Genomic DNA, 25,094 nt, shown 5'->3' on the forward strand with positions numbered 1-25,094 from the left:
CGTATTATTTATGGCTGTGGGGCCTTGTCACCGCTGTCTCGCGGTGTCGACGCCACAAATCACGCTTTACGTCCCGGACACCCCCACCCTGCGCCCCCGGCCCCGGGCCGTCAGGCGGGGTTGGTCCGGTACACCAGGGCGGTGGCGATCGCGGCCAGGCCTTCGGCGCGTCCGGTCAGGCCCAGGCCGTCGGTGGTGGTGCCGGAGACGGAGACGGGGGCGCCGGCGGCGGCGCTGAGCGCCTTCTGCGCCTCGTCGCGACGCTTGCCGATCTTGGGGCGGACGCCGATGACCTGGACGGCGATGTTGCCGATCTCGTAGCCCTCGGCGCGGACGATCCGGGCGGCCTCGGCGAGCAGGGTGGTGCCGGAGGCACCCGACCACTCGGGGCGGGAGGTGCCGAAGTGGGCGCCGAGGTCGCCGACGCCGGCCGCGGAGAAGAGCGCGTCGCAGGCGGCGTGTGCGGCGACGTCCCCGTCCGAGTGGCCGGCCAGGCCGTACTCCTCGCCCTCCCAGAGGAGGCCTGCGCACCACAGCTCGCGGCCTCGCTCGAAGGCGTGGACGTCGGTGCCGATGCCGACGAGGGGCAGCTGCGGGGTCTCAGTAGGCATCGGTGGCCCTCCTGCGGGCGAGTACGGCCTCGGCGAGGACCAGGTCGAGGGGGCGGGTGACCTTGAAGGCCTCCTCGTGGCCGGGGACGACCACGACGGTGACGCCGAGTTTTTCCACCATTCCGGCGTCGTCGGTGGCGCCCTCGCCGTTGACGGCGATGGCCGCGTGGGCGCGGTCGAGCGTGTCGCGGTCGAAGCCCTGGGGGGTCTGGACGGCGCGCAGCCGGGACCGCTCGGGGGTGGCGACGACGGGCTCGGGCGTGCCGGGGCCGGCGGGCTCGACCTCCTTGACGGTGTCGGCGAGCGGCAGGGCGGGCACCACGGCCGGCGCGCCGTCGCGGACGGCCTCGACGACGGCGTCGACGGTGTCGACCGGGACCAGGGGGCGGGCGGCGTCGTGGATGAGGACGGTGGTGATGTCCTCGGGGAGGGCGTCGAGGCCGGCGCGGACGGATTCCTGGCGGGTGTCGCCGCCGGGGACGACCAGGGTCTCGGTCCTCTCGGGCAGCGGATGCTCGTCGAGGAGGTTCTTGACCTCGCCGATGCCGTCGGCCGGGGCGACGACGACCACGAGGGAGACGGCGCGGGACCGGGCCATGGCGCGCACGGCATGGATCAGCATCGGCGTGCCCGCGAGCGTGCGCAGGGCCTTGGGCGCGCCGGGGCCGAGCCGGACACCGCGGCCGGCGGCGGGGATCACCGCGGCGGTGCGGTGGGGGCGCTCGGGGCGCGTTTCGTCATACATCGGGTAGCTCCGCTAGCTCCGGGGAACTCGGCCAGGTTTGTGGCTTCGGCCGACGTGGGTATGGCCTGAAGGGTGCCGGGTGCGATGCCCTCGCCCCTTCCGTGACGACCGGTCGAGCCGGCTGCCCGGACCCGGCACGCCAGTGCGCGACAGGTGGTGCGAGGTTGTGCAAGGTGCGCACAGCGTAGGTGTGACGTGGACGCTGTGGGTGCCGCGGGTGCGTCTCGCCTGCGTCGCGTCTGCGGCGCGGGGCGTGCGTACGGATGCCCCGCGTACGGCGCCTCGTGCGGGTGCAGCGCGGTGCGTACGGGTCCGGTGCGTACGGCGGTGCGTCAGGGCACGATCGGCGGGTAGAGCCAGACATGCCGCAGCGCCCGGCGACACGCCTCCCCGAAAAGGGCAGGCGTGATCATCGGGCACCGCGGCACACTGTGTGGAACGGCTCGTCGCGTCAGGACGCGAGAACCTCGTCGAGGAGGGCCTCGGCCTTGTCCTCGTTGGTGTTCTCAGCGAGCGCCAGCTCGCTGACCAGAATCTGACGCGCCTTCGCGAGCATGCGCTTCTCGCCCGCCGAAAGCCCGCGCTCGCGCTCACGACGCCACAGGTCGCGCACCACTTCGGCGACCTTGATGACATCGCCAGAAGCGAGCTTCTCCAGATTTGCCTTGTAGCGACGGGACCAGTTCGTCGGCTCTTCGGCGTACGGTGCACGCAGCACCTCGAAGACCCGGTCCAGCCCGTCCTGGCCGACTACATCGCGAACGCCGACGAACTCCGCATTGTCCGCCGGCACACGAACCGTCAGGTCGCCCTGGGCGACCTTGAGCACCAAGTAGGTCTTGTCCACGCCTTTGATCTGGCGAGTTTCGATGGCCTCGATCAGCGCGGCCCCGTGATGGGGATAGACCACGGTGTCGCCAACCTTGAACGTCATGTGACAGGTACCCCTTCCGTGGCTATCCAGGGTAACACGAGAACGGAGTGTTCTGAATGGCGTTTTCGCAGGTCAGGGCATATCTCGGGGCTTGACAACAGCGATGGGAACGTGCTGCGGAGGGCTCGCGGAAGGGGGTATTCGCAGGTGGGAGGCGCTGTGCGGACAGGCCGAAACGGCCACGTTACACCTGGGGGGTGACCCGGTCGATGTGATGTACGTCCCGTTTTGCCGGGTTTCAAGGCGCGAAACCGAAGTACTCCGTTCGACTGGCGGACCTCCGTACGGAGCGGTTCCGGCCCAATCCTGAATTGATCACCCGGGGGCCGTTCGAAGGAATCCCGGAATTGATCACCGGAGGTTATGCGAGTACAGGGGAGTACGGGCGAGTGCGGACCGCACGGCCCCCGCGAAGTGCGGCCGGGAAGTGCCGGGGAAAGCAGGAGCGGCGAGCCCGGCGCGAGGCGGTCGGGCGCACGCCCGGCGGCACCGGAGGGTCGGGTGCGGGGGCGGGGCGGCGGCTCGGTAACCTAAGCGCGCTGACACACCCTTAGGGCGGCTTTACCTCCGCCCCACCGCCCCTCTGTCCGTACGTCCAAGGAGTTGCCGCCGCCGTGAGCCGCAGCCTTCGACGCGGCGCCCTCGCCGCCGCCGCCATCGTGTTCTCGATCGGATCGCTCGCCGCCTGCGGTGCGGGCAACAACGCACAGACGCTGCAGGTCAAGCCGGACAACGCGGCGGTCACCAAGGGCCCCATCGAGATCCAGAACGCCGTGGTGATCACCCAGGGCGAGAAGGACAAGAAGGGCCCGGCCGCGGTCTCGGCGATGGTCTTCAACAACGGCACCACGCCTCAGACCCTTGACGCGATCACCCTCCCGGACGGCAAGGGCAAGGTCGAGCTGAAGCCGGCGGGCGGCGGCACCGGCAAGATCACCGTCCCGGCGGGCGGCTCGGTCCTCCTCGGCGGCGAGGGCAACCCCTCCGCCGTGATCACGAGCGACCGCGAGGCGGTCCAGAACGGCAACACCCAGAAGGTCGTCTTCCAGCTCAGCACCACCGGTGACGTCTCGCTCGACGCGTTCGTCGTGCCGGCCACCGACTACTACAAGGCCTTCGGCCCGTCGGCGGCCGCCCCGACCCCCGGCGCCTCGCCGTCCGGCTCCCCCTCGGGCACGCCGGTCGCCGGCGCCACCCCGACCGCCGGCGCCACCCCGGCCGCCGGGTCCACCCCGTCCGGCTCGCCGTCGGCCAAGCCGTCGGGTGCCGCCTCCGGCGCCGCGAGCCCGTCGCCTTCGTCCGCCGGCCACTGACACCCGGCCCGGGCAGCACAGCCGTACACGAGGAGGGCCCCGTCCGCACGCTGCGGACGGGGCCCTCCTCGCGTCTGCCTGCAGTCCCGGACCTGCGGCCCGGCCGGGGCGGGTCAGGCCGGCCTACGGCTCGAACTTGTAGCCCAGGCCGCGCACCGTCACCAGGTAGCGCGGGGCGCCCGGGTCCGGCTCGATCTTGGCGCGCAGGCGCTTGACGTGCACGTCGAGCGTCTTGGTGTCGCCCACGTAGTCGGCGCCCCAGACCCGGTCGATCAGCTGCATGCGGGTCAGGACACGGCCCGCGTTGCGCAGCAGCATCTCCAGCAGGTCGAACTCCTTGAGCGGGAGGTCGACCTTGGCGCCCGCGACGGTGACCACGTGCCGGTCCACGTCCATCCGGACCGGCCCGGCCTCCAGCGCCGCCGGCGCGACCTCCTCCGGCTCGCCACGGCGCCGCAGCACCGCGCGGATGCGGGCGACCAGCTCCCGCGAGGAGAAGGGCTTGGTCACGTAGTCGTCGGCTCCTATTTCCAGGCCGACGACCTTGTCGATCTCGCTGTCCTTCGCGGTCACCATGATCACGGGCACGTTCGACCGGCCGCGCAGCTGCCGGCAGACCTCCGTGCCCGGCAGGCCGGGCAGCATCAGGTCGAGCAGGACGAGGTCGGCGCCGTTGCGCTCGAACTCGTCCAGCCCGTCGGGCCCGGTCGCCGCGATCGCGACCTCGAAACCCTCCTTGCGCAGCATGTAGGACAGGGCGTCGCTGAAGGATTCCTCATCCTCGACGACGAGCACTCGGGTCACGGAAGGACCTCCGGGGCAGGGGTGGTGGCTGGTTCTGTACGGTGAGCGGGTTTCGGCTGGGCCGGTGCGGCAGCCTCCGGAAGCCGCAGGGTGAAGGTGGAGCCCTGGCCCTCGGAGCTCCACACGCTGACCTCCCCGCCGTGCGAGGCGGCCACGTGCTTCACGATCGCCAGGCCCAGTCCCGTACCGCCGGTGGCGCGGGAGCGGGCCGGGTCGACGCGGTAGAAGCGCTCGAAGATGCGCTCGCGGTCCTTCTCCGGGATGCCGATGCCCTGGTCGGTGACGGCGATCTCGATCAGGTCCCCACCGGGGGCGGTGACCCGGCGGCCGGCTATGCCGACGCGGGTGCGGGCGGGGCTGTAGTTGACGGCGTTCTCGACCAGGTTGCCCAGGGCCGCCGCGAGCTGGCCGCGGTGGCCCCAGACCCACAGGTCGGCGGTGCCGCCGGCGGCCATGGTGATCTGCTTGGTCGCCGCGGTGTGGCGGCAGCGGTCGACGGCCTCGGCCACGAGCGTGTCCACCCGTACGGGTTCGGCGTCCTCCAGCGGGTCGTCGTTCTGGACGCGCGAGAGGTCGATGAGCTCCTGGACGAGGTTGGTCAGGCGGGTGGCCTCGATCTGCATGCGGCCGGCGAAGCGGGTGACCGCCTCGGGGTCGTCGGAGGCGTCCATGACGGCCTCCGAGAGCAGGGAGAGCGCCCCCACCGGTGTCTTGAGCTCGTGGGAGACGTTCGCGACGAAGTCGCGCCGGACCGCTTCGATCCGGCGGGCCTCGGTGAGGTCCTCGACCAGCAGCAGCACCAGCCGGGAGCCGAGGGGGGCGACCCGGGCGGAGACGGCGAGCGCCTCGCCGCGTCCGGTGCCGCGGCGCGGCAGGTCGAGCTCGACCTGCCGTATCTCCCCGTCCCGGCGGGTGTCGCGGGCCATGTGGAGCATCGGCTCGACGGCCAGCTTGCCGCCGCGCACGAGTCCGAGGGCGTACGCCGCCGAGCTGGCCTTGACCACGGCGTCGCCCTCGTCGAGGACGACGGCGGAGGAGCGCAGCACGGACAGCACGGTGTCCACGCCGGGGGGCAGCACCGCATTGATGTCGGGGCGCATGGCGCTCCGGGTGGGGCGGGCCTGGTCGCGCTCGCTCCAGCGGAACGCCAGCATGGCGATCACGCCGGTGAGCAACCCGGCGATCGCAGCCGCTGCGGCGACCGCCGCGTTCACGTCCATGCATCCAGGTTAAGCAGGCACGACGACAGTTCCACAGCCGTTCGGGTGGCACCTCGAACAGTCGTCGCCCAGAGTTCACCGTGGCGACGGGGTTGATTCACTTCTGGTGCCGGAGTCCGACGCGTTCGCCTCGGAACGTGTCACCGTGGGGCGCAAAGGCCCCGGCTCCCGGGCCAGACGCCCCCGGGCCAGACGCAAGAGAGGGACACCATGCGGGACGCGTACCACGAGGAACTGGACTCGATCGGGGAGGGCCTGGTCGAGATGGCCCGGCTGGTCGGCTCCGCCATCGGGCGGGCGACGACCGCCATGCTCGACGCCGACCTGAAGCTCGCCGAGAGCGTGATCGCCGCCGACCAGAAGGTCGACGACCTCCAGCACGACCTGGAGGCCCGGGCCATCGCCCTGCTGGCCCGCCAGCAGCCGGTCGCCACGGACCTGCGCATCGTCGTCACCTCCCTGCGGATGAGCGCCGACCTGGAGCGCTCCGGCGACCTGGCCCAGCACGTGGCGAAGCTCGCCCGGCTGCGGTTCCCCGACACGGCCGTGCCGCGCGACCTGCACGCCACGATCCTGGAGATGGGCCAGCTGGCGCAGCGGCTGATGGCGAAGGCCGCCGAGGTGATCATCACCAAGGACGTCGACCTGGCGATGCAGCTGGAGACGGACGACGACGAGATGGACCAGCTGCACCGCACGCTGTTCCAGCACCTGATGGACGACCGCTGGAAGCACGGCATCGAGACGGCCGTGGACGTGACCCTGCTGGGCCGCTACTACGAGCGTTTCGCGGACCACGCGGTGTCCGTGGCCAAGCGCGTGGTCTACCTGGTGACGGGCGAGCACGCGGACGAGCTCCAGGCGCCGACGGTGGTCGAAGGCGCCTGAGGGGCGCGGGGGGTGGCCGGAGTGACTGGAGGGGCGTGAGGGGCATGGCGGGGCGCTCGACAGTGCCCGGGCGCGCTCGGTGCGGCGCGTACGGCGGCCGCGCGAGCCACTGTGCGCCGTTGACGCGCCGGTCCGCCTGGGCATGAATGAGGCGAAAGGCAGTACGAACCGACCCCGTACGCCTGCGAGGAGGAACCATGCCCGATTCCCCCGTCCCCATCACCCCGGAGCAGGAGCAGCCGTCGTCGCCGAAGGCGGAGACGGTACGGCTGCCGCTGCTGGCCGCGTGCGGCTGCGGCTCCGGCTGCGGCTGCGGCTGCCAGTCCGGCGCGCCGTGCCAGTGCGGCTGACGCCGCGGACCACGTGACGAGGGGCCCCGCCCACCCGCGCACACCACGCGGGGGACGGGCCCCTCGTCACGCCTGCGGCGGTGATGCCGGTATGGGACGGGCTACGTACCAGGGGCGCGGTACCGGACCTGCCCGGCTGTGCGCAGGGCGTCCAGTGTTTCGTCCACGGTCAGGAGAACAGTCGTCTCGAACGAGCTGAGCGCGCCGCCTCCGCTGATCGCCAGGGCGACCGCGGCCATGGACACGTTGTCGGGGGCCTCCCACAGGTTGTAGCCGTCGTGCGTGCCGAAGGCGTACCAGAAGCCGTGGAGCTTCCCGCCCACGGACTCGATGTACGACTGAGCGGCCTTCGCGCGGTCCTCGGGGTGGCCGATCAGCCTCCCCCAGGTCTCCGGGGTGTAGCTGAACCTCGACAGATAGAGCGGCATGGCGGTCTCCCTTTCGGTCCGTCAAGGGATGCCCCTGCGGAGTGGGAAACGCGCCGGAGGCGCCCGCCTGTCCCCCGAACGGCTGGGATCGCACGTGGATTCCCCGGCCGCGCGCGGGCCCGGCACGGGCAGCGCAGACCGAAAAGGCCCCCGCCCTGCAAGGAAACAGCAGGTCGGGGGCCTCCACGCGGTGCGTTACTTCTTCTTGCCCTGGTTCTTGACGGCCTCGATGGCGGCCGCGGCGGCCTCCGGGTCGAGGTAGGTGCCGCCCGGGTTGAGAGGCTTGAAGTCGGCGTCGAGCTCGTAGGAGAGCGGGATGCCGGTCGGGATGTTCAGGCCCGTGATGTCGGCGTCGGAGATGCCGTCGAGGTGCTTGACCAGGGCGCGCAGGGAGTTGCCGTGCGCGGCGACCAGGACCGTGCGGCCGGCGAGCAGGTCCGGGACGATGCCGTCGTACCAGTACGGGAGCATGCGGACGATGACGTCCTTCAGGCACTCCGTCCGCGGGCGCAGCTCCGGCGGGATGGAGGCGTAGCGCGCGTCGTCCGACTGGGAGAACTCCGTGCCGTCCTCGAGGGCCGGCGGCGGGGTGTCGTACGAGCGGCGCCACAGCATGAACTGCTCCTCGCCGAACTCGGCGAGGGTCTGGGCCTTGTCCTTGCCCTGCAGGGCGCCGTAGTGGCGCTCGTTCAGGCGCCACGAGCGGTGGACCGGGATCCAGTGGCGGTCGGCGGCCTCCAGGGCCAGCTGCGCGGTGCGGATCGCGCGCTTCTGGAGGGAGGTGTGGACCACGTCGGGCAGCAGGCCGGCGTCCTTGAGCAGCTCACCGCCGCGGACCGCCTCCTTCTCGCCCTTCTCGTTGAGGTTGACGTCCACCCAGCCGGTGAACAGGTTCTTCGCGTTCCACTCGCTCTCGCCGTGGCGGAGCAGGATCAGCTTGTACGGTGCGTCGGCCATGCGTCCGAGCCTAGTGGACGCCCGGAGGCCCTGCGCGCCCCGCCCTGGCCTGGCCCCATGCCCTGTACGGGGCCCTGCGCCGGCCCCGTACGAACCCCCGCCGCACCCCTGTCGATTGACGCCGGGCGTCAATTCGCTGGCGCCGCACGCCCCTTCGCTCGTAACGTGCCCATCTGTCGAGTGCCACTTACATTTCCGGGGGGATCCTGCATGTCCGCAGCCAGTCCGATACGGGCGGTACGCGAAAGCGTGTCCGGTCTGCCGAGTACGTTCTGGTGGCTGTGGACCAGCACCCTGGTCAACCGCCTCGGCGCCTTCGTCGCCACCTTCATGGCCCTGTACCTGACCCTGGAGCGCGGCTACTCGGCCTCCTTCGCCGGGCTCGTGGTCGCCCTGCACGGGCTCGGCGGGGTCGTCTCCTCGCTGGGCGCGGGCGTCATGACGGACCGGCTGGGGCGGCGGCCGACGATGCTGGTGGCGCAGGTGGCGACGGCCGGCTCGGTGGCGCTGCTCGGCTTCATGGAGCACCCGGTGGCCATCGCGGCGGTGGCACTGCTGGTCGGCATGGCCTCGAACGCCTCGCGCCCGGCGGTGCAGGCGATGCTGGCCGACATCGTCCCGCCCGAGGACCGGGTGCGGGCCTTCGCGCTGAACTACTGGGCCATCAACCTCGGCTTCGCGGTCAGCTCGGTGGCGGCGGGGGTGATCGCCGAGTACAGCTATCTGGCGGGCTTCCTCGGGGAGGCGGCGCTGACCCTGGCGTGCGCGGTGGTGGTGTACCTCAAGCTGCCGGAGTCGCGGCCGGAGCCGGACGGCGTGGGTCGCGCGGGTCGCGGGGGCGGCGGGGGCGGCGCGGGCGCGGCCGCGGCCGGCGGCTCCGCGGAGAAGGCGGAGAAGGTCGGGCTGGGCACGGTCGTGCGGGACGGGCGCTTCATGGGCGTCGTCGGCCTGTCGTTCCTGATCTCGCTGATCTTCACCCAGGGGTCGGTGGGGCTGCCGGTGGCCATGGGGTCGGCCGGCTTCTCGCCCGGGGACTACGGCCTGGTCATCGCGGTGAACGGGGTGCTGATCGTGCTGCTCCAGCTCCCGGTCACCCGGCTCGTCGAGCGCCGCGACCCGAAGCAGCTGCTGGTGGTCTCCTCGCTGCTGGCGGGCTACGGCTTCGCGATGACCGCGTTCGCCGGGTCGATCGCGGCGTACGCGCTGACGGTGTGCGTGTGGACGCTGGCGGAGATCATCAACTCGCCGACCCAGATGGACCTGGTCGTACGGCTCTCGCCGGTCCACGGCCGGGGCAGCTACCAGGGCATGTACACGATGTCGTGGGCGGTGGCCGCACTGATCGCCCCGCTGATGTCCGGCCTCGTGATCGACCGGCTGGGCGCGGCGTGGCTGTGGGGGGCGACGGGCGTACTGGGCACGACGGCGGCGGTCGGCTACTGGGCGCTGATGCGGAAGCTGTCGCAGGGGCTCGGGACGGGGGCGACGGCGAAGACTTCTGCGACGGCGGGGACGGCGGGGACCTCTGCGACGGCGGGGACGACGGCGGTGACGGCTGAGACGACTTCAGCTGCGACGGCGGCGGCACCCGAGGCCGCAGTCGGGCCCGGCGTGGCGGCGGCATCGGGTACCGCCCCTGGCCAAGGACCGGCGGCCTGAGCGGGCTCGGCGAAGTCCGGTGCGGTACCGCGCCCCGTCAGGGGCGAGGGGCGGTCCGCATATGCGGCTCAGCCCCCACCGGCCCGCGGTTTCATCACCGCACATCCAGCGGCGCGCTCAGCTGCCCGGCCGGGTCAGGTGGCTGAAGGCGTCCAGGTTGCGGGTGGGTTCGCCGCGCGAGACGCGCCATTCGTACTCGCGGCGGATCGCGCTCGCGAAGCCGAGCTCCAGCAGGGTGTTGAAGGCGCCGTCCGACGCCTCCAGGACCGTGCCCAGGATGCGGTCCAGCTCCTGCGGCGTGACCGCCGCCAGCGGGAGCCGGCCCGCCAGGTAGATGTCGCCGAGCGCGTCCACCGCGTAGCCCACGCCGTAGAGCTTGAGGTTGCGCTCCAGCAGCCAGCGGTGGACGCCGGCCTCGTTCTCGTCGGGGTGGCGGATCACGAACGCGTTGACCGACAGCGAGTGCCGGCCGACCCGCAGCGAGCAGGTCGTGGACAGCTTGCGGGTGCCCGGGAGCTGGACGACGTACGTGCCGGGCTCGGGGGACTCCCAGGCGAGGTCGGCGTCGGCGAGCGTGGTCTCGACGATCTCGGCGGTCTTGGCGGTCTGGGCGGTGTCCGCGGTCTCAGCCATGGTGGGAGCGTACGCGACGACGGTGGTCGTGCATGGCTGCGGTGTACACGTCGGCCGTGCCGGCGGCCGCCGTGTCCCAGCCGAAGAACTGCGCGTGGCGCGCCGCCTCGCGGCCCATCCGCTCCGTCAGGTGCGGATCGTCCACGAAGCGGCGCAGCCGGTCGGCGTAGTCGGCGGGGTCGTGGCCGGGGACGAGCAGGCCGGTCGCGCCGTCGTTGACGGCGACCGGCAGGCCGCCGACCTCGGCGGCCAGCACCGGCGTGCCGGCGGCCTGCGCCTCTATGGCGACCAGTCCGAAGGATTCGCTGTACGAGGGCATGACCAGCACGCTCGCGGCCCGGAACCAGTCCGCGAGCGCGTCCTGGGCGACCGGCGGGTGGAAGTGGACCAGGTCGGCGATGCCCAGCGTGGCGGCGAGCTTCTGCAGCCCCTCGGGCTTGGCCATGCCGCTGCCGCTGGGTCCGCCGACCACGGGGACGAAGAGCCGGCGGCGCAGCGAGGGGTCCCGGTCGACGAGCAGGGCGACGGCGCGCAGCAGGATGTCGGGGGCCTTGAGCGGCTGTATCCGGCCGGCGAACAGCGGGATCAGCGCGTCCTGGGGCAGGCCGAGGCGGGCCCGGGCGGCGGCCCGGCCGTCGCCTACGGTGAACCGGTCGAGGTTGACGCCGGGGTGGACGACGGCGACCTTGGCCGGGTCGGCGTCGTAGTACCGGACGAGTTCCTCGGCCTCCTCGGTGGTGTTGGCGATGAGCCGGTCGGCGGCGGCGACGATCTGGGTCTCGCCTATGACGCGGGCGGCCGGCTCGGGGGTGTCGCCCGCGGCCAGGGCGGCGTTCTTGACCTTGGCCATGGTGTGCATGGCGTGCACGAGCGGTACGCCCCACCGCTCGGCGGCGAGCCAGCCGACGTGGCCGGAGAGCCAGTAGTGGGAGTGGACGAGGTCGTAGTGGCCGGGGCGGTGGCCGGCCCAGGCCTGCATCACGCCGTGGGTGAAGGCGCACAGCTGGGCGGGCAGCTCCTCCTTGGCCAGGCCCTCGTACGGGCCGGCGTCGACGTGGCGTACGAGCACGCCGGGCGCCAGCTCGACGGCGGGCGGCAGGCCGCCCTCGGTGGCCCGGGTGAAGATCTCGACCTCGATGTTGATCGCGGCGAGCCGCTTGGCCAGCTCCACGATGTAGACGTTCATGCCCCCGGCGTCGCCGGTGCCGGGCTGGTGCAGGGGTGAGGTGTGCACGCTGAGCATGGCGATGCGGCGCGGCTTGCGGTGGTGGCCGACAGCCGGCAGGCGCAGTCGGGGCGGCTCCGCGTGGCGGGCTGTGCGCCCTGCGGTGAGCCTGCCTCCGAGCCGGGATACGTACTGGCTCAAGGGAGCAGTCCTCTCGGTCGGCGGTCTCTACGGTCGCTACGGTCTCGGCGGTCTCGGCGGTCGGCGGCGCTGCGGGGTGCCGGCGGCGGGTGTGCGGAGTGCCGACGGCATGCGAAAGGCGGGCCCGGTCGCGCGCCCTTCAGGACGTGCAACCAGTGCGGGGCCGTCCCGCATTCCTGGGTTCTGGATCTCCGGTCGAGGTTTGCCGGATTTTTATCCGGGCAGGTCGCTGCGCTTACTCTCGGCTCATGGCCTCCCGCACCCCTCCCCCGAGCCGTCCCGTGGGCACGGTGACGCGCGGGACGACCAATCCGAACCGGCTGCGCCGCATGGACCGCTGGATCGCGGCCACGCACGGCGGCGCGCTGCGCCGGGCACAGGCGCCGGTGGCGGTGGACCTCGGGTACGGGGCCGCGCCGTGGACGGCGGTGGAGCTGCTGGCCCGGCTGCGGGCAGCGGCGCCCGAGGTGCGGGTGGTGGGCATCGAGATCGAGCCGGCCCGGGTGGCGGCCGCGAAGCCGTACGAGCGGGAGGGGCTGGCCTTCCGGCACGGCGGGTTCGAGGTGCCGCTGGACGGCGGGGAGCGGCCGGCGCTGATCCGGGCGGCGAACGTGCTGCGGCAGTACGACGAGGAGCAGGTCGAGGCCACCTGGCGACGGCTGTGCGGGCGGCTGGCGCCGGACGGGCTGCTGGTGGAGGGGACCTGCGACGAGATCGGGCGGCGGCACGTGTGGGTGGCGCTGGGGCCGGAGGGGGCGCGCACGGTGACCTTCGCGACCCGGCTGGGCTCCTTGGAGCGGCCGTCGGACCTGGCGGAGCGGCTCCCCAAGGCGCTGATCCACCGTAATGTGCCGGGTGAACCGGTGTACGCGTTCCTGCGGGACTTCGACCGGGCCTGGGCGGCGGCCGCGCCGTACGCCTCGCTGGGGGCCCGGCAGCGGTGGATCCGTACGGCGCGGTCGCTGGCGCAGGACTGGCCGCTGGCGGACGGTCCGCGGCGCTGGCGGCAGGGCGAACTGACGGTGCGGTGGGGCGCATTGCGCCCGAACGGGTGAACGAATTAACCCGAACGGGTGAGCGTCGGCGGCGGGGGAACCGGGGTCGGGGGCGACCCGTTGAGTCGCCAGGGGGAGGAGATCATGATCGAAGCGGCGTCCGCGGGGTGTCGGATTCCGCCGAGTCGTGGCACCATCCCGGAGGCGATGGAAGTTACTGACGAATAGTCAGATCTGGTTGGGGGGACCGGGACCATGAAACGAAAGCGGCACGGCGCTTCCGCTCTCACGCTGCTGTGCATCACGTCGATACTGGTGGCCGCCGCCTTCACGGGCGCCGCGACCCCGGCCCACGCCGCCCCGCTGCCCGAGCCCGGCCAGAAGTCCCTCGAACAGGTCCGCAAGGAGATCGAGGAGCTCTACCGGCAGGCGGGCACCGCCACGGACGCGTACAACCTCGCCGCGGGCGAGGCCAAGGCCCAGTCCGACAAGATCGTCGAGATCGCCAAGCAGGTGACGGCCGGCCAGGAGCGGCTGACCGGCCTCAAGAACAAGGCCGGGGCCGCCGCCCGCGCCCAGTACCGTTCCGGCGGCCTGCCGCCGGGCGCCCAGCTGGTGCTCAGCGGCGACCCGAGCAAGTACCTGATCGGGGCCGACCTGCTGCGCCAGGGCCAGAAGGCCACCTCCGACACCATCTCCGAACTGAACCGCACCCAGCGGGAGTTGCAGCAGCACGCGATCGACGCGAGCGCGCACTGGCAGACCCTGGAGGCCAACCGGGTCAAGCAGGAGACCGCCAAGAAGGAGATCGAGCAGAAGATCAAGACGGCGGAGGAGCTGGAGAACAAGCTGGAGGCCGAGGAGAAGGCCCGGCTGCTCCAGCTCGAACAGGAGGAGCAGTACAAGGCGCAGAAGGCCTGGCTCTCCACGGGCGTACTGAAGGACCTGAGCGGATCGGCGACGGAGGCCGGGAAGAAGGCCGTGCAGTACGCCACCCGCCAGATCGGCAAGCCGTACGTATGGGGCGCCGAGGGCCCCAACTCCTTCGACTGCTCCGGGCTGACCTCGCAGGCCTGGCTGTCGGCGGGCCGGGGGATCCCGCGGACCTCGCAGGAGCAGCTGCGGCTGCTGCCGAAGGTCGCGATCAAGGACATGCGGCCCGGCGACCTGATCATCTACTTCGACGACGCGAGCCACGTCGGCATGTACATAGGGGACGGCGCGATGGTGCACGCCCCGCGTCCGGGGCGCAGCGTCACCATCGCGGGCGCGGGCTCGATGCCGATCAAGGCGATCGTCCGGCCGGACGCGTAGCGCCTGGCGGCGAGCGACACATCGGGGGCCGGGCCCCGGTCGGCCTTCCTCTCGGGGGCTCCGCCCCCGCACCCGGGGGCGCCCGGGGCTCCGCCCGGACTCCGTTCCGCCCGCGCTCCGCGCGCGCCTGACTCCGTTCCGTGCTCCGCCGACTCCGTTCCGTGCGCTTCGCGCCCGGTGCGCTCAAACTCCCCCAGCTACCGCTGGGTGGTGCCCCCAGCGCAGGCTGGATGGTGAGGTCCGGGGGCCGGGGCGCAGGCCCGGGTGGCGTGAGGTTTCTCATTCGGGGGGAGGGGGTGGGCCCCGGACTTCCGTGGCCATAACGGCATATGACGGCGGCCACACCGGGCTGGGCATTGACGGTCGCCGGGCGATGGCCGCTAGGGTCGCCTCCGAGCGCACCCTCGGGGGGAGGGAAGGAACCGGAATTTCGATGCCCGTACCCGTACCGCGGCAGAGGGACACCCCGGCCGCGGAGAGCGGTCAGGCCGTTCTGCCCAGCGGCTCCCACCTCACCCACGCCGCAACACCCCAACCGCTGACCCTGCTGGTGATCGAGGACGACCCGGCGGGCGGTCTCACCGTCCCCGAGATCCTCGACGCCGACGGCCACCGCATCCGGCTGCGGACCGCCCGCAACCTCACCGAGGCCACCCGGCTGCTCACGCCGGACGTCCACTGCATCCTGCTCGACCTGTCGCTGCCGCGCCCCGGCGCGGCCGTCCGCACCCCGGCCGCCGTGTCCGGCACACCCGCCGCGGCTTCCGCCGCCGGCGCAGCCGGCACCGGCGCCGCCCCCTCCGTGGACGAGCTGACAGCACTGCGCGAGGTGCTGCGGATCGCCCCGCGCCATGCCGTGCTCGTCCTCACCGCCGAGGCCGACGCCGAGCGGGCCGCCGAGGCCGTACGGGTGGGCGCGCAGGACTTTCTCTTCCGCGACGAGCTGGACGGGCGGCTGCTGAGCCGCGCCATCCGCTACGCGGTCGAGCGCAAGCGGGCCGACATCGCCCAGTACAAGCTGGCCGAGTCCCGGCTGCGGGCGCAGGAGAACGCCCGCCTCGAACGCGGCCTGCTGCCCACTCCCCTGCTCGAAGGCTCCGACCTGCGCTTCGCCGCTCGCTACCACGCCGGCCGCAGCCGCGCCCTGCTCGGCGGGGACTTCTACGACACCGTCCGCACCCCGGACGGCACGGTCCACGCGATGATCGGCGACGTGTGCGGCCACGGCCCCGACGAGGCCGCCCTGGGCGTGGAGCTGCGGATCGCCTGGCGCGCCCTGACCCTGGCGGGGCTGTGCGGCGACGAGCTGCTGGCCACGTTGCAGGAGGTCCTGGAGGTGGAACGTCCCTGCGAGGAGATCTTCGCGACCCTGTGCACCGTGGACATCTCCCCCGACGGCCGCCGGGCGGGCCTGTGCCTGGCCGGCCATCCGGCCCCGCTCATATCCCGGCCCGGCCGGGCCGCGCGGCTGCTGCCGTACGAGAACAGCGGTCCGGCCCTCGGCCTGCTGCCCAAGGCCCGCTGGCCGCGCAAGCAGGTCGATCTCGGCGGGACCTGGAGCCTGATGCTCTACACCGACGGGCTGATCGAGGGCCGGATCGGCGAGGGCCGCGAGCGGCTGGGCCAGGACGGCATGGTCGAGATGATCAACCGGCATCTGGCCGAGGGCCTGCGCGGCGAGCGCCTGCTGGAGGCCGCGGTCACCGAGGCGCGCCGGCTCAACGGCGGCGAGCTGACGGACGACGTGGCCGTGGTGCTCCTCGACCGCGCGGCGGGCTGACGCCCGGCGCCGCGTGGCCCCGGTGCTCCTCGTTGCCCCGGTGCTCCTCGATCGCCCGGCCGGGCCGGCCGGGCGGGCTGATGTTCAGCGCCCGCCGTTGTAGGGCCCGTACGGGCCGTCGCTGCTGCTGCCGCCGCGGCGCCGGCCGCCGCCGCTGACCTGGCTGAGGGCGGGCCGTACGTCGACCATGAAGACGATGGTCGCGATCAGGCCGGCGATCTGGAGGAACAGCATCCCGCCCAGGACGCCCCACCACACCAGGAAGTCGAACAGGACAGTCAGACCGAGGACCACCGTCCAGAACGTCTTGGACTGCTTGTCGGCGGCGCGGTAGGCGTCCGGGCGTGCGGTCGCCGCGATGACGCAGGCCGCGACGGCGAACAGCAGCATGCCGATGTCGAACAGCACAAAGATGGAATCGAACTTGTCCATCAACATGTCGCCTACCGCCTCTGACGCCTCGTACCCGACCGTGGACCGCCCCCGGGGCCCACGCTACCGATAGAACGGGCCGGACACCGCGAAAGGTGCCCCGCCCGTTCCATGTGACTCGCCCTGCTCCCGCTCAGCTCTCGTCGGCCGTCGCGGCGGCGGTCTTCCTGGCCGGGCTCTTGCGGGCGGTGGTCCTACGGGCGGCCGGCCCGGCCTCCCCGGTCCCCTCGGCCCCGGCCCCGGCGTCGGCCGGCGCGGCCGGGGCCGCCGGCTCCGGCTCGCGCTCCGGCTCGACGGCCTCCGCGATGTCGACGATCTCCTCGGCGACCTCGCCGCGCCAGGCGCGCACGGCCTGCTCGCCGTGCTCGGCGACCTTGTCGTACGTCTCCTTGGCACGCACCGCGTACTCGGCGGCCACACCGACCCCGCGCAGCGCCAGGTCCTGGGCCGTCTCGCCGAGCTTCTTCGGGTCGAGGGAATCCAGGGAGCCCAGCAGCTCGGTGACCTTGGCGGTCACCGCCTCCTGCACCTCCTTGGCCTTCTCCTGCACGACCTTCGGGTCGGTGTTGCGCACGGCCTCGATGCGCGCCGGCGCCTCGACCCGCAGCTGCTCGATCAACGCCGGCACCTTCTTGGCCTGCTGCACGGCGAGGTCGGCGGAGCCGGCGGCGAAGTAGAGCGGGGTGGGGTCGGCGAGGGTCTTCTTCAGGTCATCGACGATGGCCATGTGGCTGGTCCTCCCGGATCACGGTTCAGTTCGTCGGCTGCGGCTGCTCGCCGCCGCCTTCGTCGGCTGCTGCTGCGTCGGCATCGAGCGCGTTCTCCTTGCGGAACGACTCGTAGATCTGGAGCAGCGCCTGCTTCTGCCGCTCGTTGATGGACGGATCGGCAAGGATGGCGGCACGTGTCTCCACCTCGTCCCGGTCCCGCTCGTCCAGGATCCCGGCCTGCACGTACAGCGTCTCCGCGGAGATCCGCAGCGCCTTCGCGATCTGCTGGAGGATGTCCGCGCTCGGCTTGCGCAGCCCGCGCTCGATCTGACTCAGGTACGGATTGGACACGCCCGCGGCATCGGCGAGCTGCCGCAACGAAAGCTGCGCCTGCCGACGCTGCTCGCGCAGGTACTCGCCGAGATGTCCGACGTTGAGCGATGCCATGCCCGAATCCTCCCCCACCACGCTAACTTTTGCAAGCACCCGCTTGCAGCATCTCCCACCCTTCCTGTCGCTGGCGCAAATCGTGGTTCCGTCCGTGCCGCGTAAGCGGTTGTGTTTCTCCTGCACCACTGACGCATGGCCGCCTCGCCGGTCCAGGCCTCCCGGCGCGGCGCTCACTACCGGAGCGATCCGCGGGGCAGCTACGAGACCGTGAGAGAGGTTGTTCCCGGACGATGCGCACCGCGGTTTCCACCACGTCTGGGGCCGGAGGGCCGGATGAACCGGTCCTCCGGCTCGAAGGCGTCCACAAGGTCTACGGCACCGACGAGACACGGCATGTGGCCCTGGACGGGGTCACGGTCGACTTTCACGCGGCGAGACTCACCGCTCTGGTCGGCCACAGCGGGTCGGGCAAGTCCACGCTGCTGAACGTCTCCGGCGGCCTGGAGCAGGTCACTTCCGGGACGATCATCCTCGCCGGACACGTGCTGACGGCCATGGGACCGGCCGAGCTGACCCGCACCCGGGCGAGCCTGGTGTCCTACGTCTTCCAGGAGTACAACCTGATCCGCACCATGACGGTGCTGGAGAACGTGTGCTTGCCCCTGGAGCTGTCCGGCATGGCGCGGGCGGAGGCCCGTCGCCGCGCGGCGACGGCGCTGGAGAGGACCGGAGTCCCCCGGCACACCCGCAAGTTCCCCGACCAGCTCTCCGGCGGTGAGCAGCAGCGCGTGGCCATCGCCCGCGCGATCGCCGACCAGCGCCCGCTCGTCCTGGCCGACGAGCCCACCGGGGCACTGGACTCCGCCAACGGCGAGCGCGTCGTCGAGCTCCTGCGCGAGGTCGCGGCGGGCGGGGTGGCCTGTGTGGTCGCGACGCACAATCCCGAGGTCACCGCGGCGGCCGACCATATCGTCCGTATCCAGGACGGCCGCGTCGTGGAAGGTGGCGCGTGAACCGCAACCGCCGCCTCGCCTGGACCCTCGGCTGGCGTCTCGCGAGCCGCAGCCGCCTGCGCACGCTGCTGGTGTGCCTCGCCATCGCGCTCCCCGTCGCCGTCGGCACAGCGGTCGCTGCCGTGACCGCCACGGCTCGCGTCTCGACGCCGGAGGCCGAGGCAGCGGCGTTCGGCGCCGCGGACGGACGCCTCACCACCCTGTCCGGCGAGCGGAACCCGGACGCGACCGCCCCCGCACGGCTCGCCGAACAGCTCAAGCCTTCGCTCCCCGACGGCACGCGTCTCGCCTATGACATCGACGTCCTCGGGCTCACCGTCCGGGGACCGGAGGGACGGCAGAGCACCGTCGACGGGAGGGCGGTCGACCTGGCCGATCCGCTGACCGACGGCCTTTACCGCGTCGACCAAGGCGCTCCGTCCGTTCAGGACGGCACGATCGTGCTGTCGTCCGCTCTGGCGGACGCGGTCGGGATCACCGAGCCCGGCCAGCGCGTCTTCACCGGCGGCGGACAGTTCACCGTGTCGGCTCTGGTCTCCGACCGGTTCGACCTCGGGCACCGGTTGTTCGCCCTCCCTCCGGGCGGGCCGATGGCGAGGACGGCGCTGGCCTCGGCGAAGGACCTGGGCAGCCCCCGGTGGTTCGTCACATGGCCGCCGCGGGCGGACCTGCCCACCGCGTCCGGGAAGCTGTCGGGGGAGCTGAAGAGCGCCGGGTACGCGTACGTGCCCAGCAGCCAGGCCGCGGGGCTCTCCGAGCAGGGCGAGGCCATGGACTCCACCGCCCTGCTGGTCGGGCTCGGCCTGCTGGCCGAGACCGTCCTGCTGGTGACCGCCGCATTCGCCGTCGTCGTACGCAGCCAGCGCCGGCACATGGGGCTGCTCGCGGCCCTCGGCGCTCCCGCCCGGGTGACGGCCTCGTTCCTGCGGACGCACGCGCTGTGCGTGGCCGTCATCGGCTCCTCGGCGGGCGTCGTCGCCGGGCAGGTCGTGGCGCGCGTGGCCGCGCCGGTTCTGGCCGAACGCGCGGGCGCGGACTGGGGGACCGTGGACGGCGCCTGGACCACCTCGCTGGTACTCGCCGCCGTCGCCGTGGCCGTCACCGTCCTCGCCTCCGTGCTGCCGTCGCGCGCAGCCCTGCGCGAGGAGCCCACCGCCCTGCTCAAGGCGGTCCCTCCGGTCCACAGCACCCGGCAGCTCCGCCTGCGGAACGCCGCAACCGGGTGCCTGGTGGCCGCGACCGTCGCCGGGCTCGCCGCCGTCGTGGTCGACGCCGGGGCGCTCACGGCAGTCCTGGGAGTCGTCGTGTTCGCCGCCGGCATCACGGCGAGCGCCCTGGTGCTGTCCTCCCTCGCCGCCCGCAAGGCGAACACCTCGTACCTGCCGCTGCCCACCGTGCTCCGGTCGGCCCTGCGCTCCCTGCTGGCCTTCCCGGTCCGCGCGATCACGACGGTGATCGCACTCGGCGTGGTCGCCGCCGTGTCCACCACGGTTCTCATCGCCTCCGCCTCGGTGGCCCACAAGCAGCGCGAGGACCACCTGCCCGAGCTGCCCGACACCTCGGCCCTGATCGTGTCGTCCCGGCCGCTGACCGCCACCGAGCGGGGCGCTCTGCGCAGCGCCACCGGGGCATCCGAGGTGTCCACCGGCTACCAGCGGGCCGCGATCGCGCGCGACGGCAAGCAGCTCCCCGTCTCGCCCCGCACCGACTTCCTCGACTGCATCGACGACCGGGGCCTGCTGGCGTACGGCAACAACGACTGGCAGCCCTGCTACGTGGCTTCCCGGTCCCACATCCCCTTCCCCGCGGTCGGCATCGCCGACACCGAGGGCGCCGAGGCCCTGGCCGGGGCGATGACGGACGAACAGCGACGGCGCTACGAGAGCGGGCAGGCCGCCGTGGCCGTCACACCCGTGGGGCTGACGGGCGAGGTCTCGCTCGTGGCCATGGGGCGAAAGCCGGACGGCTTCGTCCTGGAGAACACCGCGACCCTCCCCCTCATCCACCCGAGCGCCGCCCGGGAGACCGAGTACCAGCAACTGCCCGCCGTCCTCGTCAGCCAGGCCGGGGCGCGGAAGGCGGGCATCATCCCCGTCGGCTCCCCGACCTACCTGCTCGACGCCGGCAGCAAGCCCGCACAGCAGGACGTCCTGCGGGCGCTTCCGGTGGACGCGCAGGCGGACTCGACCGTCGCCGTGGAGTCCGGTCCCTCGGTCGTCGGCGCGGTGGCCCGGCTCCAGCCTGCCGTGGCGGGGATCTCCGTACTGACCACGATGCTGATCGTCGCCGCCATGGTCAGCCTCTGGAACTCGGATCTCGGAGGGGAGTACCGGATGCTCGGGGCCGTGGGGGCCACCGCCTGGTGGCGTCGGCGCCTCGCGTCCTCCCTGTCCGGTCTGCTGATCGTCGTCAGCTGTGTGGCCGGGACCCTGTGGGGCATGGCCGCCTCGGTGGCCTTCCTGACCGGTATGGACACCGACGTCGCCGTCCCCGCCGGGTGGCTGGCCGGCACCGTGGTCGCCGCCGTGATCACCGCGGCGGTCATGGGAGGAGCCCTCGTTCCTCGTCGCGCTCGCGCACAGCGGCAGGCGTGAGTGCCGGTTCGGCCTGCCTCGTGCCGTGGGAAGCTGGAGGCGTGAATCTGGAGGATCTCGTGCGGCTGCGCCGGGCTCGGGACGCGATGGACCGGGACTACGCGCAGCCGTTGGACGTGCCGGCGCTGGCCCGGGTCGCCCTGATGTCGCCGGGGCACTTCTCCCGCAGCTTCCGCGCCGCCTTCGGCGAGACCCCGTACAGCTATCTCATGACCCGCCGCGTCGAGCGGGCGAAGGCGCTGCTGCGGCGGGGCGACATGAGCGTGACGGAGGTCTGCTTCGCGGTCGGCTGTACCTCGCTCGGGTCGTTCAGCTCCCGCTTCACCGAGCTCGTCGGCGAGTCCCCGAGCGCCTACCGGGCGCGCGACCACGAGGCGGGCGAGGCGATCCCGGCGTGCGTCGCCAAGATCTTCACCAGACCGGTCAGGAACGGAGAAGCGGGAGCGGGCGCCGCGCCGTAGCGTCGGAGCCATGACCATCAAGCTTTCGCAGTGCTTCATCGCCGTCGACGACCACGACAAGGCCCTCGCCTTCTACCGCGACGCCCTCGGGCTGGAGGTGCGCAACGACGTCGGTTTCGAGGGCATGCGCTGGGTGACCATGGGCTCGCCCGAGCAGCCGGACGTGGAGATCGTCCTCGAACCCCCGCTCGCGGACCCGGGCGCCTCGCCGGCGGACCGCCAGGTGATGGCGGAACTCCTCGCCAAGGGCCTGCTGCGCGGCGTCATCTTCGCCACCGACGACGTCGACGCCACCTTCGAACGCATCCGGGCCACCGGCGCCGAAGTCCTCCAGGAACCGGTCGACCAGCCCTACGGCGTCCGCGACTGCGCCTTCCGCGACCCGTCGGGCAACATGCTCAGGTTCAACCAGCCCCGCAAGCGCTGACCCGGGCGCGGTCGGCGGCCGCCACCGGCGCGCCGGCCGCACCGGCCGCGCCCCCTGTGCCGTCAGCCGGCCTCGCGGGTGCCGATGACGACCGTGGCGTGGAGGTCGGCCGAGGTGGCGGCGCGGACCGCCAGGCCCGCCGCCGTCAGGGCCGAGGCCGTGGACGGGGACTGGCGGGCGCTGGTCTCGATCAGGAGGTGGCCGCCCGGGGCGAGCCAGGCGGCGGCGTCCTCGGCGACGCGGCGCTGGATGTCCAGGCCGTCCGGGCCGCCGTCGAGGGCGGTGCGGGGTTCGTGGTCGCGGGCCTCGGGCGGGAGCAGGCCGATCGCGTCGGTGGGGACGTACGGGGCGTTGGCCACGAGCACGTCCACCCGGCCGCGCAGCGACTGCGGCAGGGCGGCGTACAGGTCGCCCTGCCAGACCGTGCCGCCCGCCGCCGCCACGTTGCGGCGGGCGTAGGACAGGGCGACCGGGTCGATGTCGGCGGCGTGCAGTTCCACGGCGCCGCCGAGCTCCGCCGCGACCGCGGCACCGATCGCGCCCACGCCGCAGCACAGGTCCAGCACCACCGCGCCCGGCCGCGCGAGGCCCGCCGCCTGCTGGACGAGGAACTCCGTACGGCGCCGGGGGACGAAGGCCCCCGCGCCCACCGCCATCCGCAGCCCGCAGAACTCCGCCCAGCCCACCACGTGTTCCAGCGGCTCCCCGGCCGCCCTGCGGGCCACCAGCGCGGCCAGCGCCGCCTCGTCGCCGGGGGCGGCCGCGCCGAGCAGTTCGGCCTCCTCCTCGGCGAAGACGCAGCCGGCCGCGCGCAGCGTGTCGACGATGGACGGGTCCACCACTCTTGAAGTCTCCGTCTCTGTGTGAGGGGGGCGTCGGGTGCCGGCGTACGCCAGCACATGGGGCGTACGTCAGCACATGTGGCGTGCGTCAGAACATGTCCGGGCACCACGGGCGCCGGGCCGTGCGGAACACCGCGTCGGCCAGGGCCACCGCGCCCGGCCGCGCCTCCTCGATCCGGCCCAGCTGCGCCAGCCGCACCGCCGAGCCGCCGCCCAGGTAGAGGGAGGAGAGGTCCGAGACGTCCAGGCGGAGGTCTGCCTCGGCGGCGTCGTCGTCCACCCGTACACACCGGCCCGCGCCCGCCCCCGCGCCCGCGCCGGTTCCGGCCTCCAGCCGGTACCGGCCGTCCGCCAGCCCCATCGGGTCGGCCACCTCCAGCACGAGCGTCCCCGGCACCTCGTACGTACGGGCCGACAGCGCCGCCGGTACGTCCAGCAGCCGCAGCCACAGGAAGTCGGCGGCGGTCACGGTCCGCGCGGCCCTGGGGTCGCCCAGCAGGTCCGGAAGGAGATCGTCCGGAGCACGGTACCCGGTCCTGATCTTCATCACCCAGTCGATCGAGCACAGGTAGTGCCACAGCGCCCGCTCGGCATCCGGGGTGGCCGCCAGCAGATCGCTCACCGTCAGGGTGTTCAGCGGGATCTTGGCGTCGGTCCAGGTCTCGTCGCAGCGGTAGGCCGCGTACCCGTCGACGGTGCCCGCCGGCGAGCGGTGGACCACGAAGAGCTGCTCCGTGTACGGGCGGAAGGAGGGGCGGTCCAGGCCGGTGGCCTGGTTCCACATCAGCGGGCTGCGGCTGACCGCGCCCGCCGTCCGCGCGCGCACCCGCTCGAGCAGCGCCGGGCCCAGCTCCCGGATCTCCGCCGCCTCCGCGAGGTCGATCCGGCCGCCGCACGCGGGCGCGGACCGACGCGGGTCCAGGCGGGCCCGCGGGACCTCGACCTCCCACTCCGCAGTCGAGGTGGCGGGACCGTAGCCGTAGCGCCCGTAGATCGGGTACTCGGCGGCGATCAGCGTGGAGACGACGTCGCCGCGCGAGCGCGCGTCGGCCAGCTCGTCGGCCATCATCCGGGTCAGCAGGCCCTGCCGGCGGTGGGTGGCCAGCACGGAGACGTTCGTGACGGCCGAGGAGCGGACCTCGCCGCCGCCGGGCACGGACACGTCCTGCTGGAAGCTGCGGAACGTGGCCACGCAGCGGCCGGTGTCCCGGTCGAAGGCGCCCCGCATTCGCGTGATGTCGGTCGTCCGCCGCCGCCAGGCCGCGTCTTCCGGCGTCACCTGCGCCGCGTTGAGGAAGCCCCGGAGGTTGGCCTGGAGCCAGTCGGCCACTTCGGATTCGGTGATCACTCGGACGTCAGCGCTCATGACCGGCCACGCTAATCGGCCACTCGGCGGCCGTCGCCTGAATTATCCGACGCGGGGGGAGAGAGCCGGACCCCCCGCCGCTGGGACCACCCCGCCTCCGGGACCACCCCGCCTCCGGGACCGCCTCGCCTCCCGGACCGCCCCGCCGCCGGGACCGGCGCCGGCCGCTGCCACCGCTACGCCAGCAGGTCGTCGACCTGGGCCTCGCCCTCGCGGTAGCGGCGGGTGATCTCCGCGCTGCAGTCGTCGGCCGTCCGCTGGAGCTGCTGGCGGCGCCGGGAGACCTGCTGCTCGTAGCGCGTCAGCCGGCCCATGGCCTCGTGCAGCTCGCCGTCGGTCCGGGCGGCGAGGTCCGAGAGTTCCACGTCGGCCAGCATCTCGGCGGCCAGCAGCCGGGACTCCTCGCTGTGCGGGGTCCCGAGCGTCACGTGCCGGGCGGAGGCCCTGCGGCGGGAGGGCGCGTCGGCGAGGACCTCCGAGAGCCGGTCGACGACCGGCGGCGGCTCGGGGGCGGCCGGCGCGTCCGGGTCGGCCCTGCGGGCGAGTTCGGCCCGCAGGATGTCGATGCGGCCCTGGAGGAGCCGGCGTACGTAGCTCAGGTCGGCCTCGTCGCGCTGGGCATCACGGCGCAGCGCCCGCAACTCGGGCAGCCCCAGCTCGGGCAGCCCCGGCGCGAGCAGCCCCAGCGCGGCGACCGGGTCCATCACGGCCGGGTCCACGACGACCCCGTCCGCCGGCGCCGCGGTGGCCTGCCGCGGTACCTCGGCGGCGACGAGGCCCGTGGCGCCCGTGGCAGCAGATCCACCAGGTACGGATGAGGCACCAGAAGTATTCATACGAACGTGTCCGTCCCCTCGACCGG

General features: G+C 73.0%; 26 protein-coding genes. 11 read left to right on the top strand and 15 right to left on the bottom strand.

Going from position 1 to position 25,094, the window contains the following annotated elements; all coding sequences use genetic code 11:
* Window positions 1-110 precede the first annotated feature (110 nt).
* The 3 genes from ispF to GPJ59_RS07070 all read right to left on the bottom strand — a co-directional run bounded on the left by ispF (window position 111) and on the right by GPJ59_RS07070 (window position 2,290).
* Window positions 111-611: a 2-C-methyl-D-erythritol 2,4-cyclodiphosphate synthase gene (gene ispF, locus GPJ59_RS07060; protein ID WP_219665583.1), complete on the bottom strand. Its 501-nt coding sequence runs from the start codon at window positions 609-611 to the stop codon at window positions 111-113.
* Window positions 601-1,356, bottom strand: coding sequence for a 2-C-methyl-D-erythritol 4-phosphate cytidylyltransferase (gene ispD, locus GPJ59_RS07065; protein WP_219665584.1), 756 nt, complete (start codon window positions 1,354-1,356; stop codon window positions 601-603). The genes ispF and ispD overlap by 11 nt, the downstream gene beginning before the upstream one ends.
* Before the next feature lie 451 nt (window positions 1,357-1,807).
* The gene (locus GPJ59_RS07070) at window positions 1,808-2,290 is read right to left on the bottom strand and encodes a CarD family transcriptional regulator (protein WP_003953493.1); all 483 of its coding nucleotides are present in this window, start codon (window positions 2,288-2,290) and stop codon (window positions 1,808-1,810) included.
* Between the two features lie 614 nt (window positions 2,291-2,904).
* Here GPJ59_RS07070 and GPJ59_RS07075 point away from each other — a divergent pair.
* Window positions 2,905-3,603, top strand: a complete 699-nt coding sequence (locus tag GPJ59_RS07075) for a DUF461 domain-containing protein (protein ID WP_219665585.1) — start codon at window positions 2,905-2,907, stop codon at window positions 3,601-3,603.
* Between the two features lie 123 nt (window positions 3,604-3,726).
* Here GPJ59_RS07075 and GPJ59_RS07080 read toward each other — a convergent pair whose 3' ends face one another.
* Window positions 3,727-4,407, bottom strand: a complete 681-nt coding sequence (locus GPJ59_RS07080; RefSeq protein ID WP_179173417.1) for a response regulator transcription factor — start codon at window positions 4,405-4,407, stop codon at window positions 3,727-3,729.
* A complete protein-coding gene (locus GPJ59_RS07085; RefSeq protein WP_219665586.1) occupies window positions 4,404-5,627 on the bottom strand; it encodes a sensor histidine kinase in 1,224 nt (407 codons plus the stop codon). The genes GPJ59_RS07080 and GPJ59_RS07085 overlap by 4 nt, the downstream gene beginning before the upstream one ends.
* Window positions 5,628-5,837: 210 nt before the next feature.
* Here GPJ59_RS07085 and phoU point away from each other — a divergent pair, with 210 nt between their 5' ends.
* Both phoU and GPJ59_RS07095 read left to right on the top strand, forming a co-directional pair.
* Complete coding sequence (gene phoU / locus GPJ59_RS07090; RefSeq protein ID WP_219665587.1) at window positions 5,838-6,515, top strand: phosphate signaling complex protein PhoU; 678 nt, start codon at window positions 5,838-5,840, stop codon at window positions 6,513-6,515.
* Window positions 6,516-6,712: 197 nt separating this feature from the next.
* Window positions 6,713-6,865, top strand: coding sequence for a hypothetical protein (locus GPJ59_RS07095; RefSeq protein WP_219665588.1), 153 nt, complete (start codon window positions 6,713-6,715; stop codon window positions 6,863-6,865).
* Window positions 6,866-6,966: 101 nt separating this feature from the next.
* Here the strand turns inward: GPJ59_RS07095 and GPJ59_RS07100 are convergent, their stop codons facing one another.
* Both GPJ59_RS07100 and GPJ59_RS07105 read right to left on the bottom strand, forming a co-directional pair.
* Window positions 6,967-7,293 (bottom strand): GYD domain-containing protein, encoded by a 327-nt coding sequence (locus GPJ59_RS07100; RefSeq protein ID WP_219665589.1) that lies wholly within the window; start codon window positions 7,291-7,293, stop codon window positions 6,967-6,969.
* A 195-nt stretch (window positions 7,294-7,488) separates the two neighbouring features.
* Window positions 7,489-8,250 (bottom strand): phosphoglyceromutase, encoded by a 762-nt coding sequence (locus GPJ59_RS07105; RefSeq protein ID WP_219665590.1) that lies wholly within the window; start codon window positions 8,248-8,250, stop codon window positions 7,489-7,491.
* Between the two features lie 210 nt (window positions 8,251-8,460).
* Here GPJ59_RS07105 and GPJ59_RS07110 point away from each other — a divergent pair, with 210 nt between their 5' ends.
* Complete coding sequence (locus tag GPJ59_RS07110; RefSeq protein ID WP_219665591.1) at window positions 8,461-9,909, top strand: MDR family MFS transporter; 1,449 nt, start codon at window positions 8,461-8,463, stop codon at window positions 9,907-9,909.
* Between the two features lie 117 nt (window positions 9,910-10,026).
* Here GPJ59_RS07110 and GPJ59_RS07115 read toward each other — a convergent pair whose 3' ends face one another.
* Both GPJ59_RS07115 and mshA read right to left on the bottom strand, forming a co-directional pair.
* Entirely contained in the window at window positions 10,027-10,542 is a 516-nt protein-coding gene (locus tag GPJ59_RS07115; RefSeq protein WP_219665592.1) for a YbjN domain-containing protein, read from the bottom strand.
* Window positions 10,535-11,908 (bottom strand): D-inositol-3-phosphate glycosyltransferase, encoded by a 1,374-nt coding sequence (gene mshA / locus GPJ59_RS07120; protein ID WP_219665593.1) that lies wholly within the window; start codon window positions 11,906-11,908, stop codon window positions 10,535-10,537. Before mshA ends, GPJ59_RS07115 begins: the two co-directional genes overlap by 8 nt.
* Before the next feature lie 248 nt (window positions 11,909-12,156).
* On the opposite strand from mshA, the gene GPJ59_RS07125 reads away from it, so the two are divergent.
* The 3 genes from GPJ59_RS07125 (at window position 12,157) to GPJ59_RS07135 (ending at window position 15,997) form a co-directional block, all read left to right on the top strand.
* The gene (locus GPJ59_RS07125; protein ID WP_219665594.1) at window positions 12,157-12,963 is read left to right on the top strand and encodes a class I SAM-dependent methyltransferase; all 807 of its coding nucleotides are present in this window, start codon (window positions 12,157-12,159) and stop codon (window positions 12,961-12,963) included.
* Between the two features lie 195 nt (window positions 12,964-13,158).
* Complete coding sequence (locus GPJ59_RS07130; RefSeq protein ID WP_219665595.1) at window positions 13,159-14,217, top strand: C40 family peptidase; 1,059 nt, start codon at window positions 13,159-13,161, stop codon at window positions 14,215-14,217.
* A gap of 433 nt (window positions 14,218-14,650) precedes the next feature.
* The gene (locus tag GPJ59_RS07135) at window positions 14,651-15,997 is read left to right on the top strand and encodes a PP2C family protein-serine/threonine phosphatase (protein ID WP_219665596.1); all 1,347 of its coding nucleotides are present in this window, start codon (window positions 14,651-14,653) and stop codon (window positions 15,995-15,997) included.
* 84 nt (window positions 15,998-16,081) lie between these two features.
* Here GPJ59_RS07135 and GPJ59_RS07140 read toward each other — a convergent pair whose 3' ends face one another.
* The 3 genes from GPJ59_RS07140 to GPJ59_RS07150 form a co-directional block, all read right to left on the bottom strand.
* Complete coding sequence (locus GPJ59_RS07140; RefSeq protein WP_219665597.1) at window positions 16,082-16,435, bottom strand: DUF2516 family protein; 354 nt, start codon at window positions 16,433-16,435, stop codon at window positions 16,082-16,084.
* A gap of 127 nt (window positions 16,436-16,562) precedes the next feature.
* Window positions 16,563-17,156 (bottom strand): hypothetical protein, encoded by a 594-nt coding sequence (locus GPJ59_RS07145; RefSeq protein ID WP_219665598.1) that lies wholly within the window; start codon window positions 17,154-17,156, stop codon window positions 16,563-16,565.
* 25 nt (window positions 17,157-17,181) lie between these two features.
* Window positions 17,182-17,586 carry a helix-turn-helix domain-containing protein gene (locus tag GPJ59_RS07150; RefSeq protein ID WP_219665599.1) on the bottom strand — a complete coding sequence of 135 codons (405 nt, stop codon included), beginning with the start codon at window positions 17,584-17,586 and terminating at the stop codon, window positions 17,182-17,184.
* Between the two features lie 233 nt (window positions 17,587-17,819).
* Here GPJ59_RS07150 and GPJ59_RS07155 point away from each other — a divergent pair, with 233 nt between their 5' ends.
* Genes GPJ59_RS07155 through GPJ59_RS07170 form a run of 4 tightly spaced genes read left to right on the top strand, consistent with a single transcriptional unit; the run spans window position 17,820 to window position 22,024 of the window.
* On the top strand, window positions 17,820-18,542 hold the full coding sequence (locus tag GPJ59_RS07155) for an ABC transporter ATP-binding protein (protein ID WP_219665600.1): 723 nt from the start codon (window positions 17,820-17,822) through the stop codon (window positions 18,540-18,542).
* Window positions 18,539-21,136 carry an FtsX-like permease family protein gene (locus GPJ59_RS07160; protein ID WP_219665601.1) on the top strand — a complete coding sequence of 866 codons (2,598 nt, stop codon included), beginning with the start codon at window positions 18,539-18,541 and terminating at the stop codon, window positions 21,134-21,136. The genes GPJ59_RS07155 and GPJ59_RS07160 overlap by 4 nt, the downstream gene beginning before the upstream one ends.
* Before the next feature lie 41 nt (window positions 21,137-21,177).
* A complete protein-coding gene (locus GPJ59_RS07165; RefSeq protein ID WP_219665602.1) occupies window positions 21,178-21,597 on the top strand; it encodes a helix-turn-helix domain-containing protein in 420 nt (139 codons plus the stop codon).
* Between the two features lie 10 nt (window positions 21,598-21,607).
* Window positions 21,608-22,024: a VOC family protein gene (locus GPJ59_RS07170; protein WP_219665603.1), complete on the top strand. Its 417-nt coding sequence runs from the start codon at window positions 21,608-21,610 to the stop codon at window positions 22,022-22,024.
* A gap of 62 nt (window positions 22,025-22,086) precedes the next feature.
* Here the strand turns inward: GPJ59_RS07170 and GPJ59_RS07175 are convergent, their stop codons facing one another.
* The 3 genes from GPJ59_RS07175 to GPJ59_RS07185 all read right to left on the bottom strand — a co-directional run bounded on the left by GPJ59_RS07175 (window position 22,087) and on the right by GPJ59_RS07185 (window position 24,936).
* Complete coding sequence (locus GPJ59_RS07175) at window positions 22,087-22,866, bottom strand: putative protein N(5)-glutamine methyltransferase (RefSeq protein WP_374200796.1); 780 nt, start codon at window positions 22,864-22,866, stop codon at window positions 22,087-22,089.
* Window positions 22,867-22,954: 88 nt separating this feature from the next.
* Window positions 22,955-24,232, bottom strand: coding sequence for a GNAT family N-acetyltransferase (locus tag GPJ59_RS07180; RefSeq protein ID WP_219665604.1), 1,278 nt, complete (start codon window positions 24,230-24,232; stop codon window positions 22,955-22,957).
* A 176-nt stretch (window positions 24,233-24,408) separates the two neighbouring features.
* Window positions 24,409-24,936, bottom strand: a complete 528-nt coding sequence (locus GPJ59_RS07185; protein ID WP_219665618.1) for an RsiG family protein — start codon at window positions 24,934-24,936, stop codon at window positions 24,409-24,411.
* Between the last annotated feature and the right edge of the window lie 158 nt (window positions 24,937-25,094).

It is taken from the genome of Streptomyces bambusae, from assembly GCF_019400985.1.
GTDB classification, from domain to species: Bacteria; Actinomycetota; Actinomycetes; order Streptomycetales; family Streptomycetaceae; genus Streptomyces; species Streptomyces bambusae_A.

Excerpts from the sequence above, each read along its gene's own strand:
- GPJ59_RS07100 (WP_219665589.1), bottom strand. The coding sequence starts at position 7,293 with ATGCCGCTCTATCTGTCGAGGTTCAGCTACACCCCGGAGACCTGGGGG.
- GPJ59_RS07150 (WP_219665599.1), bottom strand. The coding sequence starts at position 17,586 with ATGGCATCGCTCAACGTCGGACATCTCGGCGAGTACCTGCGCGAGCAG.
- GPJ59_RS07185 (WP_219665618.1), bottom strand. The coding sequence starts at position 24,936 with ATGGACCCGGTCGCCGCGCTGGGGCTGCTCGCGCCGGGGCTGCCCGAG.
- GPJ59_RS07135 (WP_219665596.1), top strand. The coding sequence starts at position 14,651 with ATGCCCGTACCCGTACCGCGGCAGAGGGACACCCCGGCCGCGGAGAGC.
- GPJ59_RS07170 (WP_219665603.1), top strand. The coding sequence starts at position 21,608 with ATGACCATCAAGCTTTCGCAGTGCTTCATCGCCGTCGACGACCACGAC.
- GPJ59_RS07095 (WP_219665588.1), top strand. The coding sequence starts at position 6,713 with ATGCCCGATTCCCCCGTCCCCATCACCCCGGAGCAGGAGCAGCCGTCG.
- GPJ59_RS07085 (WP_219665586.1), bottom strand. The coding sequence starts at position 5,627 with ATGGACGTGAACGCGGCGGTCGCCGCAGCGGCTGCGATCGCCGGGTTG.
- GPJ59_RS07105 (WP_219665590.1), bottom strand. The coding sequence starts at position 8,250 with ATGGCCGACGCACCGTACAAGCTGATCCTGCTCCGCCACGGCGAGAGC.
- GPJ59_RS07110 (WP_219665591.1), top strand. The coding sequence starts at position 8,461 with ATGTCCGCAGCCAGTCCGATACGGGCGGTACGCGAAAGCGTGTCCGGT.
- GPJ59_RS07145 (WP_219665598.1), bottom strand. The coding sequence starts at position 17,156 with ATGGCCATCGTCGATGACCTGAAGAAGACCCTCGCCGACCCCACCCCG.
- phoU (WP_219665587.1), top strand. The coding sequence starts at position 5,838 with ATGCGGGACGCGTACCACGAGGAACTGGACTCGATCGGGGAGGGCCTG.
- GPJ59_RS07140 (WP_219665597.1), bottom strand. The coding sequence starts at position 16,435 with ATGTTGATGGACAAGTTCGATTCCATCTTTGTGCTGTTCGACATCGGC.
- GPJ59_RS07125 (WP_219665594.1), top strand. The coding sequence starts at position 12,157 with ATGGCCTCCCGCACCCCTCCCCCGAGCCGTCCCGTGGGCACGGTGACG.
- GPJ59_RS07180 (WP_219665604.1), bottom strand. The coding sequence starts at position 24,232 with ATGAGCGCTGACGTCCGAGTGATCACCGAATCCGAAGTGGCCGACTGG.
- GPJ59_RS07130 (WP_219665595.1), top strand. The coding sequence starts at position 13,159 with ATGAAACGAAAGCGGCACGGCGCTTCCGCTCTCACGCTGCTGTGCATC.
- GPJ59_RS07155 (WP_219665600.1), top strand. The coding sequence starts at position 17,820 with ATGCGCACCGCGGTTTCCACCACGTCTGGGGCCGGAGGGCCGGATGAA.
- GPJ59_RS07115 (WP_219665592.1), bottom strand. The coding sequence starts at position 10,542 with ATGGCTGAGACCGCGGACACCGCCCAGACCGCCAAGACCGCCGAGATC.
- ispF (WP_219665583.1), bottom strand. The coding sequence starts at position 611 with ATGCCTACTGAGACCCCGCAGCTGCCCCTCGTCGGCATCGGCACCGAC.
- GPJ59_RS07070 (WP_003953493.1), bottom strand. The coding sequence starts at position 2,290 with ATGACGTTCAAGGTTGGCGACACCGTGGTCTATCCCCATCACGGGGCC.
- ispD (WP_219665584.1), bottom strand. The coding sequence starts at position 1,356 with ATGTATGACGAAACGCGCCCCGAGCGCCCCCACCGCACCGCCGCGGTG.